Raw genomic sequence first — 21841 nt, 5'->3', positions numbered from 1 at the left:
CGTCATGACGAAGACCGTCAACCACTGGATCGGTGGCAAGACCGTCGAAGGCGCGTCGGGCAACTGGGGGCCGGTCACCGACCCCGCGACCGGCGCCGTCACCACCCGGGTCGCCCTCGCCTCCGCCGAGGAGGTCGGCGCCGCGGTCGCCGCCGCCAAGGCGGCCTACGCGGAGTGGGGCACCTCCTCGCTCGCCCAGCGCACCGCCGTGCTGTTCCGGTACCGCGCCCTGCTCGACGCCCACCGCGACGAGCTCGCCGCCCTGATCACCGCCGAGCACGGCAAGGTCCACTCCGACGCCCTCGGCGAGGTCGCCCGCGGCCTGGAGATCGTCGAGCTGGCCTGCGGGATCACCGTCCAGCTCAAGGGCGAGCTGTCCACCCAGGTCTCCAACCGGGTCGACGTCGCCGCGATCCGCCAGCCGCTCGGCGTGGTCGCCGGCATCACGCCGTTCAACTTCCCGGCCATGGTGCCGATGTGGATGTTCCCGCTGGCCATCGCCTGCGGCAACACCTTCGTGCTCAAGCCCAGCGAGAAGGACCCCTCCGCCGCCAACCTGCTCGCCGAGCTGGCCTCCCAGGCGGGCCTGCCCGACGGCGTCCTCAACGTCGTCCACGGCGACAAGGTCGCGGTCGACGCCCTGCTGGAGCACCCGGACGTCGCCGCCGTCTCCTTCGTCGGCTCCACGCCGATCGCGAAGTACATCCACACCACCGCCTCGGCCAACGGCAAGCGCGTCCAGGCCCTCGGCGGCGCCAAGAACCACATGCTGGTCCTCCCCGACGCCGACCTGGACGCGGCCGCCGACGCGGCCGTCTCGGCGGCGTACGGCTCGGCGGGCGAGCGCTGCATGGCGATCTCGGCCGTCGTCGCGGTCGGCGCCATCGGCGACGAGCTCGTCCAGAAGATCCGCGAGCGCGCGGAGAAGATCATCATCGGCCCCGGCGACGACCCGGCGTCCGAGATGGGCCCGCTGATCACCGCCGCCCACCGCGACAAGGTCGCCTCCTACGTCACCGGCGCCGCCGCCCAGGGCGCGGAGGTCGTCCTCGACGGCACCGGCCACACCGTCGACGGCTACGAGAACGGCCACTGGATCGGCCTGTCGCTGCTCGACAAGGTGTCCACCGACTCCGACGCGTACCGCGACGAGATCTTCGGCCCGGTGCTGTGCGTGCTGCGCGCCGACACCTACGAGGAGGGCGTGCGGCTCATCAACGACTCGCCGTTCGGCAACGGCACCGCCATCTTCACCCGGGACGGCGGCGCGGCCCGCCGCTTCCAGCTCGAGATCCAGGCCGGCATGGTCGGCGTGAACGTCCCGATCCCGGTGCCCGTCGGCTACCACTCCTTCGGCGGCTGGAAGGACTCCCTCTTCGGCGACCACCACATCTACGGCAACGACGGCGTGCACTTCTACACACGCGGCAAGGTCGTCACCACCCGCTGGCCGGACCCGTCCGAGGCCCCGGCGGGCGTGGACCTGGGCTTCCCGCGCAACCACTGACGCCCGCCCGGCCGGGAGAAAACGGCTGGCCCCCACCGGGGCCGGCCGTCGATCCTTTGCCGGGATGAACGACAACGAACCGACGTACCGCGTCCGCGCCCTGCACACCGACGACACGGTGACCGTCTACCAGGCGTACGCCCCCGGCATCGGCGGCCCGGCCGCCCGCACCGGCCGTTTCCCGGCGACCTGGAAGCGCGAGCGGATGACGTGGATCAAGCCCAGCTTCCTGTGGATGATGTACCGCTGCGGCTGGGCGACGAAGCAGGACCAGGAGACGGTCCTCGCCGTCGAGATCACCCGCGAGGGCTTCGAGTGGGCGCTGCGCCACGCCTGCCTGTCGCACTACAAGAACGGGCTCCACCCCGACCAGGCCGCCTGGAAAAGCCAGTTGCGCCGGTCGCCCGCCCGCGTCCAGTGGGACCCCGAGCGGGACCTGCGCCTCGCGCCGCTGCCGTACCGCTCGCTCCAGCTCGGGCTCTCGGGCGAGGCGTCCGCGCGGTACGCCGACGAGTGGACCGTGTCCATACGGGACGTGACGCCGCTGGCCCGGGAGATGCACGCCCTGGTGCGCGAGGGGGACCTGGCGGCGGCGGAACGGCTGATGCCCGAGGAGCGCCCGTACCCGGCGGGTGCGGAGCTCCTCGGGCACCTCGTGCCGCAGGGGTCCTAGAACAGCGAGTGCAGCAGCTTGTTCGGGGAGCCCGTGAGGGCGTTCTGGACCTTGCCGCCCGTGGCGTTGTTCACCAGAGCGGCGCTCACCTGGGCCGGGGACGCGGTGGGGTACTTCGACAGGTACAGGGCCGCCACGCCCGCCGTGTGGGGTGCCGCCATCGACGTTCCCGAGAGCGTGCTCGTCGCCGTGTCACCGGTGCGCCAGGCCGAGGTGACCTTCACGCCGGGGGCGAAGAGGTCCACGCAACTGCCGTAGTTGGAGAACGAGGCGCGCCGGTCCGCGCTGTCCGTCGCGCCCACCGTGATCGCCTCGGGAACGCGGGCGGGGGAGGTGTTGCAGGCGTTCTCCGGCAGGCCCAGGATGTTGCCGTTGCCGGCCGCGACGGTGTACGAGACGCCCGAGGCGATCGACCGCTTGACGGCGCCGTCCAGCGAGGTGCTCACCCCGCCGCCCAGGCTCATGTTGGCGACCGCCGGCTTCACGGCGTTCGCCGTCACCCAGTCCACGCCCGCGATCACGCCGGCCGTCGTGCCGGAGCCGTTGCAGTCCAGGACGCGGACGGCGACCAGCCTGGCGGCCTTCGCCACGCCGTAGGTCTTCCCGCCGACCGTGCCGGCGACGTGCGTGCCGTGGCCCTGGCAGTCCTGCCCGTTCTGCCCGCCGCCGACGGTGTCGGTCCCGACCACCGCCCGGCCGCCGAACTCGCTGTGCGAGGTGCGGATGCCGGTGTCGATGATGTAGGCGTTCACGTTCGGCGCGGTGGTGGTGTACGTGTACGTCGTCGACAGCGGCAGGTCGCGCTGGTCGATCCGGTCCAGGCCCCAGGTGGCGTTCGTCTGGGTGGCGTTGAGGCGGACCGTCCGGTTCTGCTCGACGTAGGCCACCCTCGGGTCGGCCGCGAGGGCGGTGGCCTTCGCCGTCGACATGGTCGTGGAGAACCCGTCGAGCACGCTGCGGTAGGTGTGGCGGGGGGTGACGCCGAGGTCGGCGGCGCGCGTGGAGCCGTCCTTGAGGACGACGATCCAGCTCTGGGGGACGGCGGTCTCGGCGGGGGCGAGCCGGAGGTCGCCGGCCGGTGCCGCGTGCGCGGTGGGGGAGACGGCGAACGGGACACCGGCCGCGAGGGCGAGGGCGGGTATCAGTGCGCCGATGAGGCGGCGGGGCCTGCGGGACGGGGCTCTCATCTCGGGGGCACCTGACCTTTCTGTCCGGACGGCCCCACAGCGTCTCGGCTGGTCATGTACCGCACAAGGCTGCTAGTCGCTCTTCCCCACTTCGTCGCCGAATTCCCACGTCAGCATGGCGAATTCTCCATCGTCACCGGCACCGGCCGAGCGATACGTCGCCAATGCCGGACCGTTGTCGGTGTCCACCCCGACCCACATGTCGTAACAGCCACGCCCACGGGCGACGACGGCCAGCGCCTCGGTCAGCGCCCGGCCGATGCCCCGCCGCCGGAACCGCTCGTCGACGGACAGTTCGTACAGGCACATCTCCGTGCCCTTGTCCGGGTGCAGCATCTCCACGCCCGACACCATCCCGGCCGGCACGCCGTCCACGTACGCGATGAGCATCAGGTGGCCGGGCGCCGCGAGGAACCGTCCGGCCCACTCCGCGCGGGCCGGGCCGTCATAGAGGTGCTCGGCGGCGATGAGCTCGGCGACGGTCGTCGCCCGGCGGATCTCCATGGTCCTCGTGTCCTCCCGTGTACCGCGTCCGGTGTACGGCGACGGTAGTCCGTACACCTCAGGAAGGCCCCCGAGTTCCGCCGTACGGCAGCCGAGGCCGGGCCGGGCGCCGCTTAGGGTCGAGACATGCAGATCCGAATTCCACCCCGCGCGGCGGCCGCGACCGCCGCCGCCGTCGTGCTGCTCGCGGGCGCCGGCACCTGGACCGCCGTCGCGTCGGACGGCGAACCGTCCGTGCGCCGCGAGGACCGGGTGATGGAGATGCCGGGAGCGAGGATCGACACCTCGTTCTTCACCTCCGGCTCCGCGGACGGCCGCCGCCCCGCCGTGCTCCTCGGGCACGGTTTCGGCGGCAGCAAGGAGGACGTGCGGGCCCAGGCCGAGACGCTGGCACGGGACGGGTACGCCGTGCTCACCTGGTCCGCCCGCGGCTTCGGCGGCTCGACCGGGCGCATCGGGCTCAACGACCCGGACTACGAGGTCAAGGACGTGTCGCGGCTGATCGACTGGCTCGCGACCCGCCCCGAGGTGCGGCTCGACGGCAAGGGCGACCCGCGGGTCGGCGTGTCGGGCTCGTCCTACGGAGGCGCGATCTCGCTGCTGGCGGCCGGGCACGACAAGCGGGTGGACGCGATCGCCCCGCAGATCACGTACTGGAACCTGGCGGACGCGCTCTTCCCCGACGGCGTCTTCAAGAAGCTGTGGGCCGGCATCTTCTTCACCACCGGCACGGCCGCGTCCTCGGACCGGCCCGAGCCCCCGGGCCGGCCCCCCGGCGAGGACGGCCAGCCCCCGGGCCGCGCCCCCGACCCGGCCGCCGGAGCGGCCCCCGGACCGGGCGCGGCCACCGCACCGGGCGCGGCCGCCTGCGGGCGGTTCCAGGACGAGCTGTGCGCGATGTACGAGCGGGTGGCCGTCGCCGGCAAGCCGGACGCCGCCGCCCGGGCGCTGCTGGAGGCCCGCAGCCCCTCCGCCGTCGGCGACCGCATCACGGTGCCGACGCTCATCGTGCAGGGGCAGGCGGACAGCCTCTTCCCGCTCTCGCACGCCGACGCCATGGCCAGGACCATCCGCGCGAACGGCGCTCCCGTCGCCGTCGACTGGATCTCCGGCGGGCACGACGGCGGCGACCGGGAGACCGGGCGCGTCGAGGCACGCATCGGCGCCTGGTTCGACCGGTACCTCAAGGAGGACACCGGCGCCGGCACCGGCCCGGCGTTCCGAGTCAGCCGCACCGGCGGGGTCGACTCCACCGACGGGCAGGCCACGCTGCGCGGCGCCACCGGCGCCACCTATCCCGGCCTCCGCGGCGGCGCACGCACCCTCGCCCTCACCGGCCCGCCGCAGATCTTCCGCAACCCCGCCGGAGCCACCCCGCCCGCCATCTCCGCCGTACCGGGAGTCGGCGGCGGGCTGTCCCGATTGTCCTCGCTCGGGGTGGGCGTGTCCCTCGACTTCCCCGGCCAGTTCGCCCGGTTCGAGACCGCGCCCCTCACCGAGCCGCTGCGTGTCACCGGCTCGCCCACCGTCCGCGTCACCGTCACCTCCGACACCGGCGAGGCGGTCCTGTTCGGCAAGGTGTACGACGTCGGCCCCGACGGGCGCGGCCAGGTGCTGCCCGCCCAGCTCGTCAGCCCCGTCCGCGTCGAGGGCGCGAAGAACGGCAGGGCCGTGGAGCTGACCCTGCCGGCCATCGACCACGAGGTGGAGGCCGGGCACCGGCTGCGCCTCGTCCTCGCCGCCACCGACCTCGGCTACGCCGGCCCGGTGACCCCGGCGACGTACACCGTCGGCGTCACGGGCGGCCTGTCGGTGCCCACCGCGCCCGGCGTGCGCACGGAGGCCGCCGGCCTGCCCTGGTGGGTGTGGGGGCTGCCGGCCGCCGGCGCCCTGGTGGCCGCCGGCCTGCTGCTGACCGCCCGCCGCCGGACCGCGGCGCCCCCGCCCGACCCGGAACTCGACGGCGTACCCCTCCGGATCACCGCACTGACGAAGAAGTACGCCAAGTCCGCCGACCGGTACGCCGTGCGGGACCTGTCGTTCTCCGTCGAGAAGGGCCAGGTCCTCGGGCTCCTCGGCCCCAACGGCGCCGGGAAGACCACCACCCTGCGCATGCTCATGGGCCTGATCACGCCCGACGACGGGGAGATCCGGGTGTTCGGGCAGGCGATCCGGCCGGGCGCGCCCGTCCTTTCCCGGGTGGGCGCGTTCGTCGAGGGCGCGGGCTTCCTGCCGCACCTGTCCGGGCGGGAGAACCTGGAGCTGTACTGGCGCGCCACGGGCCGTCCCGCCGAGGACGCGCACATCGAGGAGGCCCTGGAGATCGCCGGGCTCGGCGACGCCCTCGCCCGTGCCGTGCGTACCTATTCGCAGGGCATGCGGCAGCGCCTCGCCATCGCCCAGGCCATGCTCGGCCTGCCGGACCTGCTCATCCTCGACGAACCGACCAATGGACTGGACCCGCCGCAGATCCGTGAGATGCGGGACGTGATGATCCGGTACGCGGCCGGTGGCCGGACCGTCATCGTCTCCAGCCACCTCCTGTCGGAGGTCGAGCAGTCCTGCACGCACCTGGTGGTCATGGACCGCGGCCGGCTCGTCCAGGCCGGCCCGGTCGCCGACATCACCGGCGCGGGTGACACGCTGCTCGTCACGACGGCCGGGGACGTACCGGAGCCGCTGGTCGACAAGGTCGCCGCCCTGCCGGGCATCGGCTCGGTCGTACGGACGGAGGGCGGCCTGCTGGTGAAGCTGGACGGTGCCACCGCCACCGCCCTGATCGCCGAACTCGTGCGCCTGGAGGTGCCGGTGACCGGTGCCGGCCCCCACCGCCGCCTGGAGGACGCGTTCCTCACCCTGATCGGAGGAGGACCCGCGTGACCACGACCGCCGCTCCCGGCTACCGGGCCGGGCACACCCTGCCGCTGCGCGTGGAAGCCGTACGCCAGTTCAAGCGCCGCCGCACCCTCGTCATGGGCGCGGTCCTGGCCGCCCTGCCCTTCGTGCTGATCGCCGCCTTCGCCATCGGCGGCGGACCGGACGGGCGCGGCAACGACCGGATCACCCTGATGGACACGGCGACCGCGTCCGGCGCCAACTTCGCCGCCACCTGCCTGTTCGTCTCGGCGGGCTTCCTGCTGGTGGTGCCGGTGGCGCTGTTCTGCGGCGACACGGTGGCGTCCGAGGCAAGCTGGTCCTCCCTGCGGTATCTGCTGGCCGCGCCCGTACCGCGGGCCCGGCTGCTGTGGTCGAAGCTGGCCGTGGCGCTGGCGTTCAGCGCGGCCGCGATGGTGCTGCTGCCGCTGGTGGCGCTGGCGGCGGGCACGGTGGCCTACGGCTGGGGGCCGCTGGAGCTGCCCACGGGCGGCTCCCTCGCCGCGGCCGACACGGTGCCGCGCCTGGCGCTCGCCGTGGCGTTCGTCTTCGTCTCGCAACTGGTCACGGCGGGCCTCGCCTTCTGGTTGTCGACCAGGACCGACGCCCCGCTCGGTGCCGTCGGCGGCGCGGTCGGGCTGACGATCATCGGTAATGTGCTGGACGCGGTGACGGCGCTCGGCTCGTGGCGCGACTTCCTGCCCGCGCACTGGCAGTTCGCCTGGGCCGACGCGCTCCAGCCGCACCTGGAATGGGGCGGCATGCTCAAGGGGGCGGCGGTGTCCGTGACGTACGCCCTGGTGCTGTTCGCGCTCGCCTTCCGGGGGTTCGCGCGCAAGGACATCGTGTCCTAGCCCGCGCCGGGCCGGCCCCTGGAGGGGCTGCCTCACAGCCAGCCACGACGAGCCGCTTCCGCTCCCGCCCGGAAACGGCTCGTCGTTCCCAGGGCCGCGAGCAGCTCGCCCACCCGGCGGCTGTACGTACGCCCCGATATGCCGAGCCGGGCGGCGGCCGTCTCGTCGGTGAGGCCCGCCAGCAGGGCCTCCAGCACCGGCCACAGGTGCATGGGGAGCGATCCGGGAGGCGTGGGGCGTGCCGTGACCTCCTCGCCCATCTCCCACAAGGCGTGGTGGGCGCGCACGAGGGCCTGCACGACGACCGGGTCCCGGATCAGGAGTATCCCGTTGTAGAGCAGTTCGAGATCGAGGGGGATGGCGGCGACCGTACGGTCCACCAGGATCATCTTGAACGGGATGGAGTCCGTCAGCCGGGCCCGGCCCGGCAGCCGCGCCGCCCACCCGGCGTCGGCGGCGGTGACCCGGGAGAGCGCGTGGCGCGGCACGATCTGACGGACCGTACGCACCCGCTCCGTGGCCGAGCGCACGCAGCTCCCGGCGAGCTCCAGGAAGGGCGCGGGGATCGACAGGCCCATGCAGGCGGCCGGGTCGTCGAAGGTCAGCAGCTCACGGCGGGCGGACTCGGTGAGCGCGGCGAGCGTCGCGCAGATCTGTCTCGTCCCGCGCACGGGCTGACCGGCCGGGCGCGGTGCCTGCGGCGGCGCGGCGCCCGCCGCGCTCGTGTCTCTTGAGGCCGCCCGACCGAGCACGGAGCCCGGAACGTCCGCCACGGCTGACCACCCCCGCCATCCCCTCGGAACGTACGCAACTCCATGTACGCATGTGACTGCGCACCGTGACAAGAGCAAGTTCAGGGGTTGGCGAGTCCAAGCCAACGGCCCCACTTTGTCGCACCGGACTGCTCCGCGTTGCCGCATTGAGACACATCCGCAACACCTCGGGCCGGTCCGCCGGGGCCCGGCGGACGTCACATTCACACGTAGCCGGATGTCCACCGGGACACGCGGCGACCTGAGACGTGGGGGGTTCGATGGACGTGTACCGAAGGAGGACGGGCGGGGCGGGCCGGACGCGCGCACGGCGCGCGGCGGTCGCGGCGGCGCTCGCCGGCGGGCTGCTCCTGGCCGGCTGCTCGGGCGGCACCGGGGCCGACCGCACCGCCGCGCGCGACAGCGGGAAGGGCGCCCCCCATGCACCCGCACCCGGCGTACCCGCGCCCGCGCCCGGCGCACCGGACGGCCGCCAGCGCCCCGGCGCCGAGGGGCAGCACGACGAGGCGCGCGAGGCGCCGCCCGCCGGCCACCTGTCCACGTTCGCCCTGGACGTCGACACCGCCTCGTACGGCTACGCCCGGCGCACCCTCGCCGACGGCCGCCTGCCCGCGCCGGACACCGTGCGGCCGGAGGAGTTCGTCAACAGCTTCCGCCAGAGCTACCCCAAGCCCGAGGGCGACGGCTTCTCCGTGACGATCGACGGCGCCCGTACACCGGCCCCCGACTGGTCACTGGTCCGCGTCGGACTGGCCACCCGGCCCGCCGACCGGCACGGCGAACGCCCGCCCGCCGCGCTGACGTTCGTCGTCGACATCTCCGGCTCGATGGCCGAGCCGGGCCGGCTCGACCTGGTCAAGGAGTCCCTCGGCGTCCTCACCGACCAGCTCCGCGACGACGACTCGATCGCCCTGGTGACCTTCAGCGACGAGGCCGAGACCCGGCTGCCCATGACCCGGGTCGAGGGCAACCGCGACCGTGTCCACGACGTCGTCGACGCCCTGGAGACCACCGCCTCCACCAACGTGGAGGCGGGCGTGACCACGGGCTACGACACGGCCGTCGAGGGCCACCGCAAGGGCGCCACCAACCGCGTCGTCCTGCTGTCGGACGCGCTCGCCAACACCGGCGAGACCGAGGCCGAGGCCATCCTGGAGCGGATCGCGGACGAGCGCCGCGCGTACGGCATCACGCTCTTCGGCGTGGGCGTCGGCAGCGAGTACGGCGACGCGCTGATGGAGCGCCTCGCCGACAAGGGCGACGGCCACACCACGTACGTCTCCACCTCCGAGCAGGCCCGCAAGGTCTTCGTCGACCAACTGCCCGCCCACATCGAGCTGCGCGCCCGCGACGCCAAGGCCCAGGTGGCGTTCGACCCGGAGACGGTGGAGACCCACCGGCTCATCGGCTACGACAACCGGCGGGTCGCCGACGAGGACTTCCGCGACGACCGGGTCGACGGCGGCGAGGTCGGCCCCGGCCACCAGGTGACCGCGCTGTACGCCGTGAAGACCCGGCCCGGCGCGCTCGACCGCGGCGGCCGGCTGGCCACCGCCACCGTCCGCTGGCTCGACCCGGCCTCGCGCGCCCCGCACGAGCGGTCCGGTGCGCTCGCGGCCGGCGCCCTCGGCGGGCGGCTGTGGGACGACGGCACCGCGCCGGGGCTCCGGGTCGCCGCCGTGGCCGCGTACTTCGCCGACTCGCTGCGCGGCGGCGAGCTGCCGGGCGCGCCCTCCGGCACGGAACTCGCCGAGCGGGCGGGCGCGCTGGCGCGCACGACCGAGTCCGCGGTGGTGGAGCAGCTCGCCGAGTCCATCCGCCAGGCCAACCGCCTCAGGGGCTGAGGCGCGGGCGTCCGGCGGGGCGGCCGGCCGCACGAGCCCGGCTCGAGAACGGGTCTCGCGCCCTGACGCCGCCCCGCGCCGGCTGCCATGATGGCCGCATGCCGACGCTGCTGCTCGCCCTCGCGATCATCTCCACCGGCCTGTACGCGGGTTTCATGCTGATCTTCCTCACCGGCATCATGCCCGCGTTCGCCCGGCTCACCGACGAGCAGTTCGTCACGGTCATGCGGCGCGTCAACGCGCAGGTGCCCCGCGCGGTCTTCATGACCGCCTTCGCGGGCGTCGCGGTGTTCCCGGCCCTGGCCCTCGCCGTACCGGTCGCGGGCCGGTCGGAGGGCCAGCGCTGGCTGATCGTCGCCGGGCTGGTCTGCGCGGTGCTGAACCACCTGGTCACCATCGGCGGGAACGTGCCGCTCAACAACGCCCTGGCGGCCTCGGAGGGCGGTCCGGCCACGCCCGCGCGGCAGGCGTTCGAGTCCCGCTGGAACACCTTCCACCTGATCCGCACGCTGTTCGTCACGGCGTCCTTCGCCCTGCTGGTCGCCGCCCCGCTCGTCTGAACGGGCGTGCGCCGTATGCAGTACGGCGAGTGGCGCCCGGCGCCGTGCCGTGTCCGGATGGTCGGGTGACCCTCGTCCGTGGGGGTCGCCCACCGACCGACGAGAAACGGACGACGCATCGTGACCCGCACCCACCGCTGGGCCGCCACGGCCTTCACCTGTCTGGCCCTGACCGGCATAGCCGCCGGCCCCGCCCTCGCCGCGGCGCCCGCCGACGGCGCCACCTCCGGCCACCCCACCGACGCCGGCTTCCTGCGCGCCTCCCACCAGGGCAACCTGACCGAGATCGCGGCGGGCAAGGACGCCCAGAAGAACGCCACCACCGACTGCGTGAAGAAGGTCGGCAAGGTGCTCGTGCGCGACCACACCAAGCTGGACGCCGACACCCGGGCCCTCGCCGACAAGCTGGGCGTCGACCTGCCCGTCGCGCCCTCCAAGGAACAGCAGGACACGCTCGCCGCCGTCATGGCCAAGGCGGGCACCAAGGCCTACGACAAGGCGTGGCTCGACGCCCAGGCCGCCGCCCACGAGAAGACCCTGGCCCGGATCGACAACCAGATCGCCAACGGCCACAACGCCCAGGTGACCGCCGCCGCCAAGGCCGCGCGCCCGGTCGTCGCCATGCACCTGGACATGGTGCGCGGCGGCGAGTGCCACGCGGCCTCCGCGCCCCACGCCATCCACGCCGGCAACGGCGGCCAGGCCGCCACGAACCTGGCGGCCGACGTACCGGTCGTCCTGGCCGTGCCCGCGCTCGCGGTCGGCGGCGTCCTGGTGGCCGGGGGAGCCTTCTGGGCGGCGTCCCGCATCCGCCGCAACGACAACCGCTGACGCCGATGGGCGCCTGGCCCGGCACCGGGCCCGGTCCGGACCGCGTACTGGTCCGGACCGGGCTCGCGGCGGTCGCCACGGCGGTCGTGGCGTACCTCTTCCCCTTCTTCCCGGCCCCCGCGCGGCCGCCGGACACGGGCGTGCTGCCCCGCGCTGCCGCCGCGCCCCCGGTCGTGGCCGGGCGGGCACCGGCGCACTCCCCGCCCGTGTCCCTGCACGTCCCGGGCCACCTGCGGCCCACCCCGGTCGACCCCGTCACCGCCGACGCGGCCGGGGTCATGGCCGTACCGGAATCCCCCGCCAAGCTGGGCTGGTGGGCGCTCGGCGCCCCTCCCGGCGCGGCGCACGGCACCGTGCTGCTGGCGGGCCACCTCGACTCGGCGGCCGAGGGGGCCGGCCCCTTCGAGGCCCTGCACGACGTGCCCATGGGGGCGCGCGCCCAGGTCACCACGGCGGACGGCGCCCGCCACACGTACCGGATCACCGCCCGCCGTACGCACGCCAAGAAGGCACTGCCGCGAGACCTGTTCACACCCCGGGGCACCGCGCGGCTGGCCCTGGTGACCTGCGCGGGCGACTTCGACCCCGACGCGCACGCGTACGCCGAGAACCTGGTCCTGTACGGGGAGCCGGTCCGGTAGCGCACGACCGCACGGCCGGGGTGCACGGCGGCCCCGGCCGGCGCGGGGCGCGATGGCGCCCGGGTTCGCGATCCCATCACGGGGGCTGATCAACGGGCGCTGGGGCGTGGGGTGTTACCTCCCACCCGGCTCGTCCGGACACCCGGGCCGGATCTCCCGGGTGGCCGCGACGAGCCGCCCGATCAGCTCGTCCGCGATCGCGGGGTGGGCGACGACCTGGGTGGGGACGTGGCCCGAGCGCCTCACCCGGCCCGGGCGGCGACGGCCCCGCCATGGGTGGGCGTCAGGCGCGCGGCGGAGGGTCGTGGCGGCACCCGGCAGGGCGCGAAACGGGGTCCAAGGCGCTTGGCCCATGCCCGGCGCGCCACCCGAAACGAAGCAGCCCCTCACGCGTATCACCAGGTGAGAGGCTGTGTGCGCCCCCGGCAGGACTCGAACCTGCGGCCAAGCGCTTAGAAGGCGCCTGCTCTATCCACTGAGCTACGGGGGCCGGTGGTGGCCTTGTGGCCTGGAGCCCCTGCTGGGTGGTCCGTGACCTCGCCGGGGACAAGGATAGGGCTCCGATCGCCTTGACCCGGTCGCTTCACCTGCGTGGCACGATGTGGAGGTTCGGTGAAGCGAACCGATAATCGCAGGTGGGTGCGATTCCCGCAGCGCTTTTCACGTCTCACGCCCCGGGTGTTGTCTACTCGTTATGCCTGCGTCCCACTCATCCCGTCTGTCCCGTGTGTCCGATCGGCGCGCAGGGGGAGCCATACGCTTCAAAACGGTGATGAAATTGGGCATTCTTCGCATGTGGTGACCTTGGACGTACGGCCTCAGCTCATCGACGCACTCTCCGCCCTGCGCGACCGTGTCGCCGCCGTGCGTCTTCCCCTCCCCCTTCCGGGTGCCCCACGGGCGCGGCAGACGCGGGCCGAGCTGCTCGCGCAGCTCGACGACTATCTGGTGCCCCGCCTCAAAGAGCCCGAAGCGCCGCTGCTCGCCGTCGTCGGGGGGTCCACCGGTGCGGGGAAGTCGACGCTGGTGAACTCGCTGGTCGGGCGGCGGGTCAGCGAGGCGGGGGTCCTGCGGCCCACCACGCGCACCCCCGTGCTCGTCTGCCACCCGGAGGACCACCACTGGTTCGCCGGGATGCGGGTGCTGCCGCAGCTCACCCGGGTGTGGACGCCCGAGGGCGGGGAGGCGGACGCGGACGCGGGCGACGAGCGGGCCCTGCGCGTCGAGACCGCCGACACCGTCCCGCGCGGGCTCGCGCTGCTCGACGCCCCCGACATCGACTCGCTCGTCGTCGGCAGCCGCGAGCTGGCCGCCGAACTGATCTGCGCCGCCGACGTGTGGGTGATGGTCACCACCGCCTCGCGGTACGCCGACGCCGTGCCCTGGCATCTGCTGCGTACCGCCAAGGAGTACGACGCCACCCTCGTCACCGTCCTCGACCGGGTGCCCCACCAGGTGATCAACGAGGTGTCGCGGCAGTACGAGGCGCTCCTCGTGCGCGCCGGGCTCGGGGAGGTGCCCCGGTTCACCATCCCCGAGCTGCCCGAGTCGGCGGGCGGCGGCAGCGGCCTGCTGCCCGACACCGCCGTCGCCCCGCTGCGCGCCTGGCTCGCGCACCACGCCCAGGACCCGGCCGCCCGGCAGCAGGCCGTAGGGCGCACGGCCGGCGGGGTGATCGACTCGCTGAACGCACGCATGCCCGAGCTGGCCGGGGCCGTCGCCGCGCAGTACGCCGCCGCCGTCCGCCTCACCGGCGCCGTCCGGGCGGCGTACGAGCAGGAGGGCGAGCGGGTACGCAGCGAACTGGGGCGCGGCGCCGTCCTCGCGGGTGACGCCCGCACCCGCTGGCGCGGCTACCCCCGCGACTGCTCGGCCACCGAACTGCTCGACTCCCTCGCCGAGTCCCTGACCGCCCTGCTCCAGTGCGCCGTCGCCGCCGCCGACGAGCACGTACGCGAGTCCTGGCGGCGCGAACCGGCCGCGCGGGCGCTGGACACCGGCCCCGGGGCGCAGGCCGGGCCCGACCGGGAGACCGGGGAGCGGATCGGGATGGCCGTACGGCGCTGGCGGCGCGTGCTGGAGGAGCTGGCCGAGGACGAGGTGCGGCGGATGGACCGGGCCGCCGCCCCCGACGCGGAGACGGTGGCGGCGCTCCTCGCGGCCGCGCTGCTCGGCGGGCGCCGGGCACGCGGCGCCGGGGACCGGCTCGCCGAGCTGCTCGGCGCCCAGGGCGCCCTGCGGGTGCGCGACCGGGGCGGCGAGCTGGTGACCACGTACATCGACCGCGTACTGGACGAGGAGCGGGCCCGGCGGCTCCAGCCGCTGCGGGCCCTCGGCGTCACCCCCGAGCCGCAGGCCGAACTCATCGCCGCGCTGTCCCGACTTCAGAAGGAGAGGTGACGGCGGTGAGCGCCGTTGACGAACGCTGGGACGACGGGCTGATCGCCCGCCGCGCCCAGGAGCAGGCCGCCGCCGAAGGCCACCCGGCGGACGAGCCGCCCGCGCCGATCGGTGAGGCGTACGCCGGGACGCTGCGGCCACGGCTCGACGCCCTGCGGGAGCTGGTCGGGCTGTCCAGGACCCGGCTGGACGGCGACACCCTCGCCGAGGCCGGGCGGGTGCTGGACGAGGCCGCCGCGCGCCAGCGGCTGTCGGCCCGTCACACGGTCGTCGCCATCGCCGGACCCACCGGCAGCGGCAAGTCCGCGCTGATCAACGCGCTGGCCGGCGTACCCGTCTCGGAGACCGGGCTGCGCAGGCCCACCACGGCCAACCCCATCGCCTGCACCTGGTCCGAGGGCGCGGCCGGGCTGCTGGACCGGCTCGCCATCCCGGGCCGGCTGCGGCGCCGGCCGCTGGCGGGCGGGGTCGGCGACGAGGCGTTGCAGGGGCTGGTCCTGGTCGACCTGCCCGACCACGACTCGGCCGTCACCGCGCACCGGGCGCAGGTCGACCGGGTGCTGGGCCTGGTCGACGCGGTCATCTGGGTCGTCGATCCGGAGAAGTACGCCGACGCCGCCCTGCACGAGCGGTACCTGCGGCCGCTCGCGGGGCACGCCGAGGTCACCTTCGTCGTCCTCAACCAGGTCGACCGGCTGCCGGGCGACGCCGCCCACCAGGTGCTGGACGACCTGCGGCGGCTGCTCGACGAGGACGGGATGGCGCTGGGCGAGCACGGCGAACCGGGCGCCACGGTCCTCGCCGTGTCGGCGCTCACCGGGGAGGGCGTGGGCGAACTGCGCGACGTCCTCGGGGCGTTCGTGCAGGGCCGCCGCGCCGCCGAGCGGCGCCTGTCGGCGGACGTCGACGCGGCGGCGGCCCGGCTGCGCCCGGTGTACGTCGCGGACGGCCACCCCGGGCTCGGTGAGCGCTCCCGTGAGGACTTCGGCGCCCGGCTCGCGGTCGCCGTCGGCGCGCGGGCTGCCGGGGAGGCGGCGGAACGCGAGTGGCGGCGCGGCGCGGGACGGGCGTGCGGCACGCCGTGGCTGCGGCTGTGGCGCTGGTACGAGCGGCTGCGCACGCGGGGCGCCGTGGTGGTCGCGGAGGAGGGCTGCGGGCCGGAGGCGACGGCGCCCGAGGACGAGCTGACGGCCCGCCAGCGCGTCGAGCAGGCCGTGCGGGTGGTCGCCGAGGAGGCCGCGCACGGGCTGCCGGCGCCGTGGGCGCAGGCGGTGCGCGAGGCGGCGGTGCGCGGGGCGCGGGGGCTGCCGGAGGCGCTGGACGAGCTGGCGGTGTCGGTGGGGGCGCCACCCGCCGGCGGGCGTCCGCCCCGGCCCGCGTGGTGGCCGGCCGCGGTCCTCGCGCAGGCGGCCATGACGCTGCTCCAGTTCTACGGCGCGCTGTGGCTGGTCGGTCAGATCATCGGAGTCCTGGAACCGGGGCTGGTCCCGCCGGTCCTGATCATGCTGGCCGGCATCGTCGGCGGGCCGCTGGTCGAGTGGGCGTGCGCGGCGGCGGCCCGGGGGCCCGCCCGGCGGTACGGGCAGGAGACCGAGCGCCGACTGCGGGAGGCCGCGGCGGGGTGCGGGCGGGCGATGGTGCTCGACCCGATCGCCGCGGAGCTGATGCGGTACCGGGAGGTGCGCGAGCGGTACGCGCATGTGGCCCGGGGGCGCGCGGAGGGCGGCGGGCCGGGTGCGGGGCCCGGTGCGGGCCCGGGCATGGGGCCGGGCGCGGGGCGTGCGGCGGTCGTGGGGGCGGTGCGGCCGGGGGGTGGGTGACGCCCCGGTCGGCGGGCCGGCGGGGTGGTCGGCGGGGGGCGCGGGGGGCGCGGCCGGGGGTGGTCGGCCGGGGTGGTCGGCCGGTCGGGTGTCCTCCGTGCGGGTGGTGAGGTTGTCCACATGCGCGGGCGTGTCCACAGGGCCGAGCGGGACCTCGGCGGGCGGGCCAGCATGGGGTCCGTCAGCAGGAGGTCCACGAGGGGTGGGTGTCATGAACGACACGATGGTGACGGTTGTGGGCAATGTCGCGACGAGCGTCGACTACCGCGACACGGCGACGGGAGGGGTGGCGAAGTTCCGGTTCGCGGCCACCGCCCGCCGCTGGGACCGGGAGAGGGCGGGCTGGGTCGACGGGCACACCAGCTTCTTCACGGTCAACGCGTGGCGGGCGCTCGGCGCCAATCTCGCCGCGTCGGTGGCCGTCGGCGACCCACTGGTGGTGCACGGACGGCTGAGGGTGCGGGAGGAGGACTGGGACGGCCAGCGCAGGACGTTCGTGGACATCGACGCCTCGGCGGTGGGGCACGACCTGACGCGCGGGACGTCGGCGTTCCGGCGGGTACTCAAGGGGGAACCGCGCCCGGCGGACCGGCCGGACGCGGTGCCGGACGCGGTGCCGGACACGGGCGGCGGGGGAGGGGAGCGGGCGGCGGACCGGCCGGTCGAGCTGGTGTCGTGACGGTGTGTCAGGGCGGGGCCACCGCGCGGTGAGCGGATGTGGAGATTCGGCGTGTGCGGCACCCGTGAAACGGCGTTCGCGATAACGATTGCGAGTCGGAATGGTTGTCTGACGGTATGACAGGGGACTGTGCAGGGTCGGCTCTCTCTAGGATTCCCGGGTACTCATGGGGCACTTGAGTCGGCAGGCGAGGCACTCCCCCCACGCGCCACACGCGAAAGGGTCTCGCCCGGAGGGGAAATCTGTGTTTGCTGCGTTTTCTGTACGGAGGCGGGGGAGGCGTCCCGCCCGTCTCCTCGCCGCGGTCGTGACCTCCGGCCTGGTCGCCGGGGGTTTCCTGGCCGGGGCGTCCCCCGCCGTGGCCGACGAGGCGCCGCAGCACCAGGGCGGAGCCACCGCCACCCTCAACGGGCTCACCACCTTCGACCAGGCGGTGCTCCGCGTCGACGGCGAACGGCACGAGATCCCCGCCGGGCTGTTCGAGATGACCGTCGACGGGGGCGGGACCCTCAAGACGTACTGCGTCGACCTCCACAACCCCACCCAGGAGAAGGCCAGGTACCTGGAGACCTCCTGGGACCAGACCTCCCTCGGCGGCAACCGGGACGCGGGCCGCATCCGCTGGATCCTCCAGCACTCCTACCCCCAGGTCGACGACCTGGTGGGGCTGGCCGAGGACGCCGGTTCGGGACCGCTGACCGCCGCGACCGCGGCCGCCGGCACCCAGGTCGCCATCTGGCGCTACTCCGACAACGCGCAGGTCCAGGCGCTCGACCCGGCGGCCGAGAAGCTCGCCGACTGGCTGGAGAAGGAGGCCGGGAGCGTTCCCGAGCCCCGGGCCTCGCTCAGCCTGGAGCCCAGCGCCGTGTCCGGCCCGGCAGGCACCCGCCTGGGCCCGGTGACCGTGCGCACGGACGCCGGACGCGTCACGGTGGCCCCGCCCGCCGACGCGGCCGCCAGCGGCGTGAGGGTCACCGACAGCAAGGGCAAGCCGGTCACCACGGCGACCGACGGCAGCCGCCTGTACGTCGACGTGCCCGCCAAGGCCGCCGACGGCTCCGCCGCCCTGACCGTGCAGGCCACCACCTCCGTGCCGGTCGGCCGCGCCTTCGCCGGGGCCACCAAGAGCCAGACTCAGATCCTGGCCGGCTCCAGCGAGTCCACCGTCTCCGCGACCGCGACGGCCACCTGGGCCGCCTCGGGCGCCATCCCCGCGCTCTCGGCCAGGAAGAACTGCGCCAGGAGCGGCGTGGACGTCACGGCCACCAACAAGGGCGACGCCCCGTTCGCCTTCGAGCTCATGGGCCTGACCCACACCGTCCAGGCCGGCGAGTCCCGGACCGTGACCGTCCCGGTCGCCGAGGACCAGGCGTACGACTTCACCATCACCGGGCCCGGCGGCCTCAACAAGACGTTCCAGGGCATCCTCGACTGCCGGACCACCGGCAGCGCCGCCGTGTCCCTGTCCGGCCAGCAGGCCGCCCAGCCCAGCCCCCTCTCGGCCGGCGGCACCTCGGCCGGCCCCGGCGCGCCGGACGACGGCCCGGACCTCGCCGAGACCGGCGCCTCCGGCGCCACGCCCATGATCGCGGGCATCGCCCTGGCGATGGTGGTGCTCGGCGGCGCCGCCCTCGTCCTCCTCCGCAAGAAGAAGGACCCCGGCACCGACGACTGACCCGGACCGGCCCGCCGGCACCCCCGCGAGGAGCCCGGCGGGTCCCCCCGGCCGGCGCCCCCTCCGGGCCGGCCGGCCCGCCCGGGCCCGGCTGCCGGCCGGCCGTGACGGAGTGCGACCGGTCCGCCACCGCCACCGCGCCGGGCGGGGCCCCGCCGGGGTGCGGCGGGGTTACTGGTTTCCTTCGTCGGGTGGACGTCAGGCAAGATGGGGTGTATCTGCCCACTCACGGACTGCCGGACGGTTTCTCTTGGCTGAGTACATCTACACGATGCGCAAGACGCGCAAGGCGCACGGCGACAAGGTCATCCTCGATGACGTGACGCTGAGCTTCCTGCCCGGTGCGAAGATCGGTGTGGTCGGCCCGAACGGCGCCGGTAAGTCCACCGTGCTCAAGATCATGGCCGGTCTGGAGCAGCCCTCCAACGGCGACGCGTTCCTCTCGCCCGGCTACACGGTCGGCATCCTGCTCCAGGAGCCGCCGCTCGACGAGTCCAAGACGGTCCTGGAGAACGTCCAGGACGGCGTCGCCGAGATCAAGGGCAAGCTCGACCGGTTCAACGCCATCGCCGAGGAGATGGCCACGAACTACACCGACGAGCTGATGGAGGAGATGGGCAAGCTCCAGGAGCAGCTCGACCACGCCAACGCGTGGGACCTGGACGCCCAGCTCGAGCAGGCCATGGACGCCCTGGGCTGCCCGCCCGGCGACTGGGCCGTCACCAACCTCTCCGGTGGCGAGAAGCGCCGCGTCGCGCTCTGCAAGCTGCTGCTGGAGGCCCCCGACCTCCTGCTGCTCGACGAGCCCACCAACCACCTGGACGCCGAGTCCGTGCAGTGGCTGGAGCAGCACCTCGCCAAGTACGCCGGCACCGTCGTCGCCATCACCCACGACCGGTACTTCCTGGACAACGTCGCCGAGTGGATCCTCGAGCTCGACCGCGGCCGCGCCCACCCCTACGAGGGCAACTACTCCACCTACCTGGAGAACAAGGCCGCGCGTCTGAAGGTCGAGGGCCAGAAGGACGCCAAGCGCCAGAAGCGGCTCAAGGAAGAGCTGGAGTGGGTCCGCTCCAACGCCAAGGGCCGGCAGGCCAAGTCCAAGGCGCGTCTCGCCCGCTACGAGGAGATGGCCGCCGAGGCCGACAAGATGCGGAAGCTGGACTTCGAGGAGATCCAGATCCCGCCGGGCCCGCGCCTGGGCAGCGTCGTCGTCGAGGTCGAGAACCTCAACAAGGCCTTCGGCGACAAGGTCCTCATCGACGACCTGAGCTTCAGCCTCCCGCGCAACGGCATCGTCGGCGTCATCGGCCCCAACGGCGCCGGCAAGACCACGCTGTTCAAGATGATCCAGGGCCTGGAGGAGCCGGACTCCGGCTCCATCCGCGTCGGCGAGACCGTCAAGATCTCCTACGTCGACCAGAGCCGCGCCAACATCGACCCCAAGAAGACGCTGTGGGCCGTCGTCTCCGACGAGCTCGACTACATCAACGTCGGCCAGGTCGAGATGCCGTCCCGCGCGTACGTCTCCGCGTTCGGCTTCAAGGGCCCGGACCAGCAGAAGCCGGCCGGCGTCCTGTCCGGCGGTGAGCGCAACCGCCTCAACCTGGCGCTGACCCTCAAGCAGGGCGGCAACCTGCTGCTCCTCGACGAGCCGACCAACGACCTCGACGTCGAGACCCTGTCGTCGCTGGAGAACGCGCTGCTGGAGTTCCCCGGCGCGGCCGTGGTCGTCTCCCACGACCGCTGGTTCCTCGACCGCGTCGCCACGCACATCCTGGCGTACGAGGGCGACTCCAAGTGGTTCTGGTTCGAGGGCAACTTCGAGTCCTACGAGAAGAACAAGATCGAGCGCCTCGGCCCGGACGCGGCCCGGCCGCACCGCGCCACGTACAAGAAGCTCACCCGGGGCTGAGGCAGAGGCAGTGGCTCGTCACATCTACGCCTGTCCCCTGCGCTGGTCGGACATGGACGCCTTCGGGCACGTCAACAACGTGGTCTTCCTCCGCTACCTGGAGGAGGCCCGGATCGACTTCATGTTCCGCCTGGCGCCGGGGAACGGCTCGCCGTCGTTCTCCGGCGGGTCCGTCGTGGCCCGGCACGAGATCGACTACGTACGGCCGCTCGTGCACCGGCACGAGCCGGTGACCATCGAGTCGTGGGTCACCAAGATCGGCGCAGCGTCGCTGACGATCGCGTACGAGATCAAGGACCCGGACCAGGTGTACGTACGGGCCTCCACGGTCGTCGTGCCCTTCGACCTCGAGGCGCAGCGCCCGCGCCGCATCACCGCGGAGGAGCGCTCGTTCCTGGAGGAGTACGTGGACGACGGCATGCGCGGGGAGCCGGCGGCCGCATGACGCCGCCGCTGCACTTCGCCGACGCCAGGGAGGCCGCCGACCTCGCGGCCTTCCTGGCCCGGCTGATCCATTACGACCGGGCCGCCGCCGTCCGCCTCCAGGCGGGTGGCGGGGCCCTGGCCGTGTTCGGCCGGCCGGCCTCGTTCGACGTGCTGGCCATCCGCACGGCCGCGCTCCTGGACGAGGCGCCGCTGGACGTCACCGTGTCCGCCGGGCAACTCCTGGAAGGCATCGAGGAGTCGGCGGGCAAGGCCATGGTGCCCGCCCCCGTCACCGGCCCGCCCTGGGCGGGCGTGCTCCCGCCGCGCGGCGGCTGGCGCGAGGCCGCCGGCCTGCCGGACGCGGCCGGACTGCGCGGCGCGGTCGCGGCGGCGGTGGCCGAGTTCCGGGCCCGGGACGGCGCGCTGCCGGCCGAGCGGCGCACCCGCGCGGAGCGCGACCGGATCGGCCACGAGATCTGGTCCCGCACGATCGGCTCGACCGGCCTGCCGCTGCGGGCCGTCCACGCCGCCCAGTCGCTGGGCTTCCTGCCCCCGCACGAGGTGCCCGTGGCGCTGCTCGCCGCCGGCGCGTGGCTGCGGCTGCGCACCCCGTACGGATCGGTCGCGGTCCGCACGGCCGGCCTGGGGACGGGGCTGAGCGTCACCGCCGTGTGAACC

The 21841-nt window shown here is 74.3% G+C and carries 18 protein-coding genes and 1 tRNA gene; 15 read left to right on the top strand and 4 right to left on the bottom strand.

The window, feature by feature from the left end; all coding sequences use genetic code 11:
- The first annotated feature begins 4 nt into the window (after positions 1-4).
- Together mmsA and E2B92_RS15920 are read left to right on the top strand one after the other, a co-directional pair.
- Positions 5-1507 carry a CoA-acylating methylmalonate-semialdehyde dehydrogenase gene (gene mmsA / locus E2B92_RS15925; RefSeq protein WP_126886252.1) on the top strand — a complete coding sequence of 501 codons (1503 nt, stop codon included), beginning with the start codon at positions 5-7 and terminating at the stop codon, positions 1505-1507.
- A gap of 64 nt (positions 1508-1571) precedes the next feature.
- Complete coding sequence (locus E2B92_RS15920; RefSeq protein ID WP_126886250.1) at positions 1572-2180, top strand: DUF4291 domain-containing protein; 609 nt, start codon at positions 1572-1574, stop codon at positions 2178-2180.
- Here E2B92_RS15920 and E2B92_RS15915 read toward each other — a convergent pair.
- The gene (locus tag E2B92_RS15915; protein ID WP_126886249.1) at positions 2177-3367 is read right to left on the bottom strand and encodes a S8 family peptidase; all 1191 of its coding nucleotides are present in this window, start codon (positions 3365-3367) and stop codon (positions 2177-2179) included. The genes E2B92_RS15920 and E2B92_RS15915 overlap by 4 nt on opposite strands.
- A gap of 72 nt (positions 3368-3439) precedes the next feature.
- On the bottom strand, positions 3440-3871 hold the full coding sequence (locus E2B92_RS15910; RefSeq protein WP_126886247.1) for a GNAT family N-acetyltransferase: 432 nt from the start codon (positions 3869-3871) through the stop codon (positions 3440-3442).
- 126 nt (positions 3872-3997) lie between these two features.
- Here E2B92_RS15910 and E2B92_RS15905 point away from each other — a divergent pair, with 126 nt between their 5' ends.
- Both E2B92_RS15905 and E2B92_RS15900 read left to right on the top strand, forming a co-directional pair.
- A complete protein-coding gene (locus tag E2B92_RS15905) occupies positions 3998-6751 on the top strand; it encodes an alpha/beta fold hydrolase (protein ID WP_126886245.1) in 2754 nt (917 codons plus the stop codon).
- Positions 6748-7599, top strand: coding sequence for an ABC transporter permease (locus E2B92_RS15900; protein WP_126886243.1), 852 nt, complete (start codon positions 6748-6750; stop codon positions 7597-7599). The genes E2B92_RS15905 and E2B92_RS15900 overlap by 4 nt, the downstream gene beginning before the upstream one ends.
- A 32-nt stretch (positions 7600-7631) precedes the next feature.
- Here the strand turns inward: E2B92_RS15900 and E2B92_RS15895 are convergent, their stop codons facing one another.
- A complete protein-coding gene (locus E2B92_RS15895) occupies positions 7632-8270 on the bottom strand; it encodes a DNA-binding response regulator (RefSeq protein WP_126886241.1) in 639 nt (212 codons plus the stop codon).
- A 362-nt stretch (positions 8271-8632) separates the two neighbouring features.
- Here E2B92_RS15895 and E2B92_RS15890 point away from each other — a divergent pair, with 362 nt between their 5' ends.
- The 4 genes from E2B92_RS15890 to E2B92_RS15875 all read left to right on the top strand — a co-directional run bounded on the left by E2B92_RS15890 (position 8633) and on the right by E2B92_RS15875 (position 12248).
- Positions 8633-10216, top strand: coding sequence for a vWA domain-containing protein (locus tag E2B92_RS15890; RefSeq protein ID WP_126886239.1), 1584 nt, complete (start codon positions 8633-8635; stop codon positions 10214-10216).
- A 98-nt stretch (positions 10217-10314) separates the two neighbouring features.
- Positions 10315-10776, top strand: a complete 462-nt coding sequence (locus tag E2B92_RS15885) for an anthrone oxygenase family protein (protein ID WP_126886237.1) — start codon at positions 10315-10317, stop codon at positions 10774-10776.
- A gap of 120 nt (positions 10777-10896) precedes the next feature.
- A complete protein-coding gene (locus tag E2B92_RS15880; protein ID WP_235023846.1) occupies positions 10897-11607 on the top strand; it encodes a DUF4142 domain-containing protein in 711 nt (236 codons plus the stop codon).
- Between the two features lie 5 nt (positions 11608-11612).
- Entirely contained in the window at positions 11613-12248 is a 636-nt protein-coding gene (locus E2B92_RS15875) for a class F sortase (RefSeq protein WP_126886235.1), read from the top strand.
- Positions 12249-12665: 417 nt separating this feature from the next.
- Here the strand turns inward: E2B92_RS15875 and E2B92_RS15870 are convergent.
- A tRNA-Arg gene (locus tag E2B92_RS15870) sits at positions 12666-12738 on the bottom strand.
- A 314-nt stretch (positions 12739-13052) separates the two neighbouring features.
- On the opposite strand from E2B92_RS15870, the gene E2B92_RS15865 reads away from it, so the two are divergent.
- The 7 genes from E2B92_RS15865 (at position 13053) to E2B92_RS15835 (ending at position 21838) form a co-directional block, all read left to right on the top strand.
- Entirely contained in the window at positions 13053-14648 is a 1596-nt protein-coding gene (locus E2B92_RS15865; RefSeq protein WP_126886233.1) for a dynamin family protein, read from the top strand.
- Positions 14645-16468 carry a GTPase gene (locus E2B92_RS15860; protein ID WP_133087575.1) on the top strand — a complete coding sequence of 608 codons (1824 nt, stop codon included), beginning with the start codon at positions 14645-14647 and terminating at the stop codon, positions 16466-16468. The genes E2B92_RS15865 and E2B92_RS15860 overlap by 4 nt, the downstream gene beginning before the upstream one ends.
- Positions 16469-16679: 211 nt before the next feature.
- Positions 16680-17147 (top strand): single-stranded DNA-binding protein, encoded by a 468-nt coding sequence (locus tag E2B92_RS15855; protein ID WP_133087574.1) that lies wholly within the window; start codon positions 16680-16682, stop codon positions 17145-17147.
- Positions 17148-17313: 166 nt separating this feature from the next.
- Positions 17314-18822 carry a Cys-Gln thioester bond-forming surface protein gene (locus E2B92_RS15850; protein WP_133087573.1) on the top strand — a complete coding sequence of 503 codons (1509 nt, stop codon included), beginning with the start codon at positions 17314-17316 and terminating at the stop codon, positions 18820-18822.
- Between the two features lie 250 nt (positions 18823-19072).
- The gene (gene ettA, locus E2B92_RS15845) at positions 19073-20737 is read left to right on the top strand and encodes an energy-dependent translational throttle protein EttA (RefSeq protein ID WP_126889438.1); all 1665 of its coding nucleotides are present in this window, start codon (positions 19073-19075) and stop codon (positions 20735-20737) included.
- Between the two features lie 10 nt (positions 20738-20747).
- On the top strand, positions 20748-21182 hold the full coding sequence (locus E2B92_RS15840) for an acyl-CoA thioesterase (RefSeq protein ID WP_126889439.1): 435 nt from the start codon (positions 20748-20750) through the stop codon (positions 21180-21182).
- On the top strand, positions 21179-21838 hold the full coding sequence (locus tag E2B92_RS15835) for a hypothetical protein (protein WP_126889440.1): 660 nt from the start codon (positions 21179-21181) through the stop codon (positions 21836-21838). The genes E2B92_RS15840 and E2B92_RS15835 overlap by 4 nt, the downstream gene beginning before the upstream one ends.
- Positions 21839-21841 lie beyond the last annotated feature (3 nt).

The organism is Streptomyces sp. WAC05374 (assembly GCF_004353505.1).
GTDB lineage: Bacteria > Actinomycetota > Actinomycetes > Streptomycetales > Streptomycetaceae > Streptomyces.
The sequence above is the reverse complement of the archived record's forward strand: the minus strand, read 5'-3'. Positions and strand labels throughout refer to the sequence as shown.

What these genes read in the sequence shown, in the direction of transcription:
- E2B92_RS15855 (WP_133087574.1), top strand. Translation starts at nt 16,680, where the DNA reads ATGAACGACACGATGGTGACGGTTGTGGGCAATGTCGCGACGAGCGTC.
- E2B92_RS15885 (WP_126886237.1), top strand. Translation starts at nt 10,315, where the DNA reads ATGCCGACGCTGCTGCTCGCCCTCGCGATCATCTCCACCGGCCTGTAC.
- E2B92_RS15850 (WP_133087573.1), top strand. Translation starts at nt 17,314, where the DNA reads ATGGGGCACTTGAGTCGGCAGGCGAGGCACTCCCCCCACGCGCCACAC.
- E2B92_RS15875 (WP_126886235.1), top strand. Translation starts at nt 11,613, where the DNA reads ATGGGCGCCTGGCCCGGCACCGGGCCCGGTCCGGACCGCGTACTGGTC.
- mmsA (WP_126886252.1), top strand. Translation starts at nt 5, where the DNA reads ATGACGAAGACCGTCAACCACTGGATCGGTGGCAAGACCGTCGAAGGC.
- E2B92_RS15835 (WP_126889440.1), top strand. Translation starts at nt 21,179, where the DNA reads ATGACGCCGCCGCTGCACTTCGCCGACGCCAGGGAGGCCGCCGACCTC.
- E2B92_RS15915 (WP_126886249.1), bottom strand. Translation starts at nt 3,367, where the DNA reads ATGAGAGCCCCGTCCCGCAGGCCCCGCCGCCTCATCGGCGCACTGATA.
- E2B92_RS15890 (WP_126886239.1), top strand. Translation starts at nt 8,633, where the DNA reads ATGGACGTGTACCGAAGGAGGACGGGCGGGGCGGGCCGGACGCGCGCA.
- E2B92_RS15910 (WP_126886247.1), bottom strand. Translation starts at nt 3,871, where the DNA reads ATGGAGATCCGCCGGGCGACGACCGTCGCCGAGCTCATCGCCGCCGAG.
- E2B92_RS15920 (WP_126886250.1), top strand. Translation starts at nt 1,572, where the DNA reads ATGAACGACAACGAACCGACGTACCGCGTCCGCGCCCTGCACACCGAC.
- E2B92_RS15905 (WP_126886245.1), top strand. Translation starts at nt 3,998, where the DNA reads ATGCAGATCCGAATTCCACCCCGCGCGGCGGCCGCGACCGCCGCCGCC.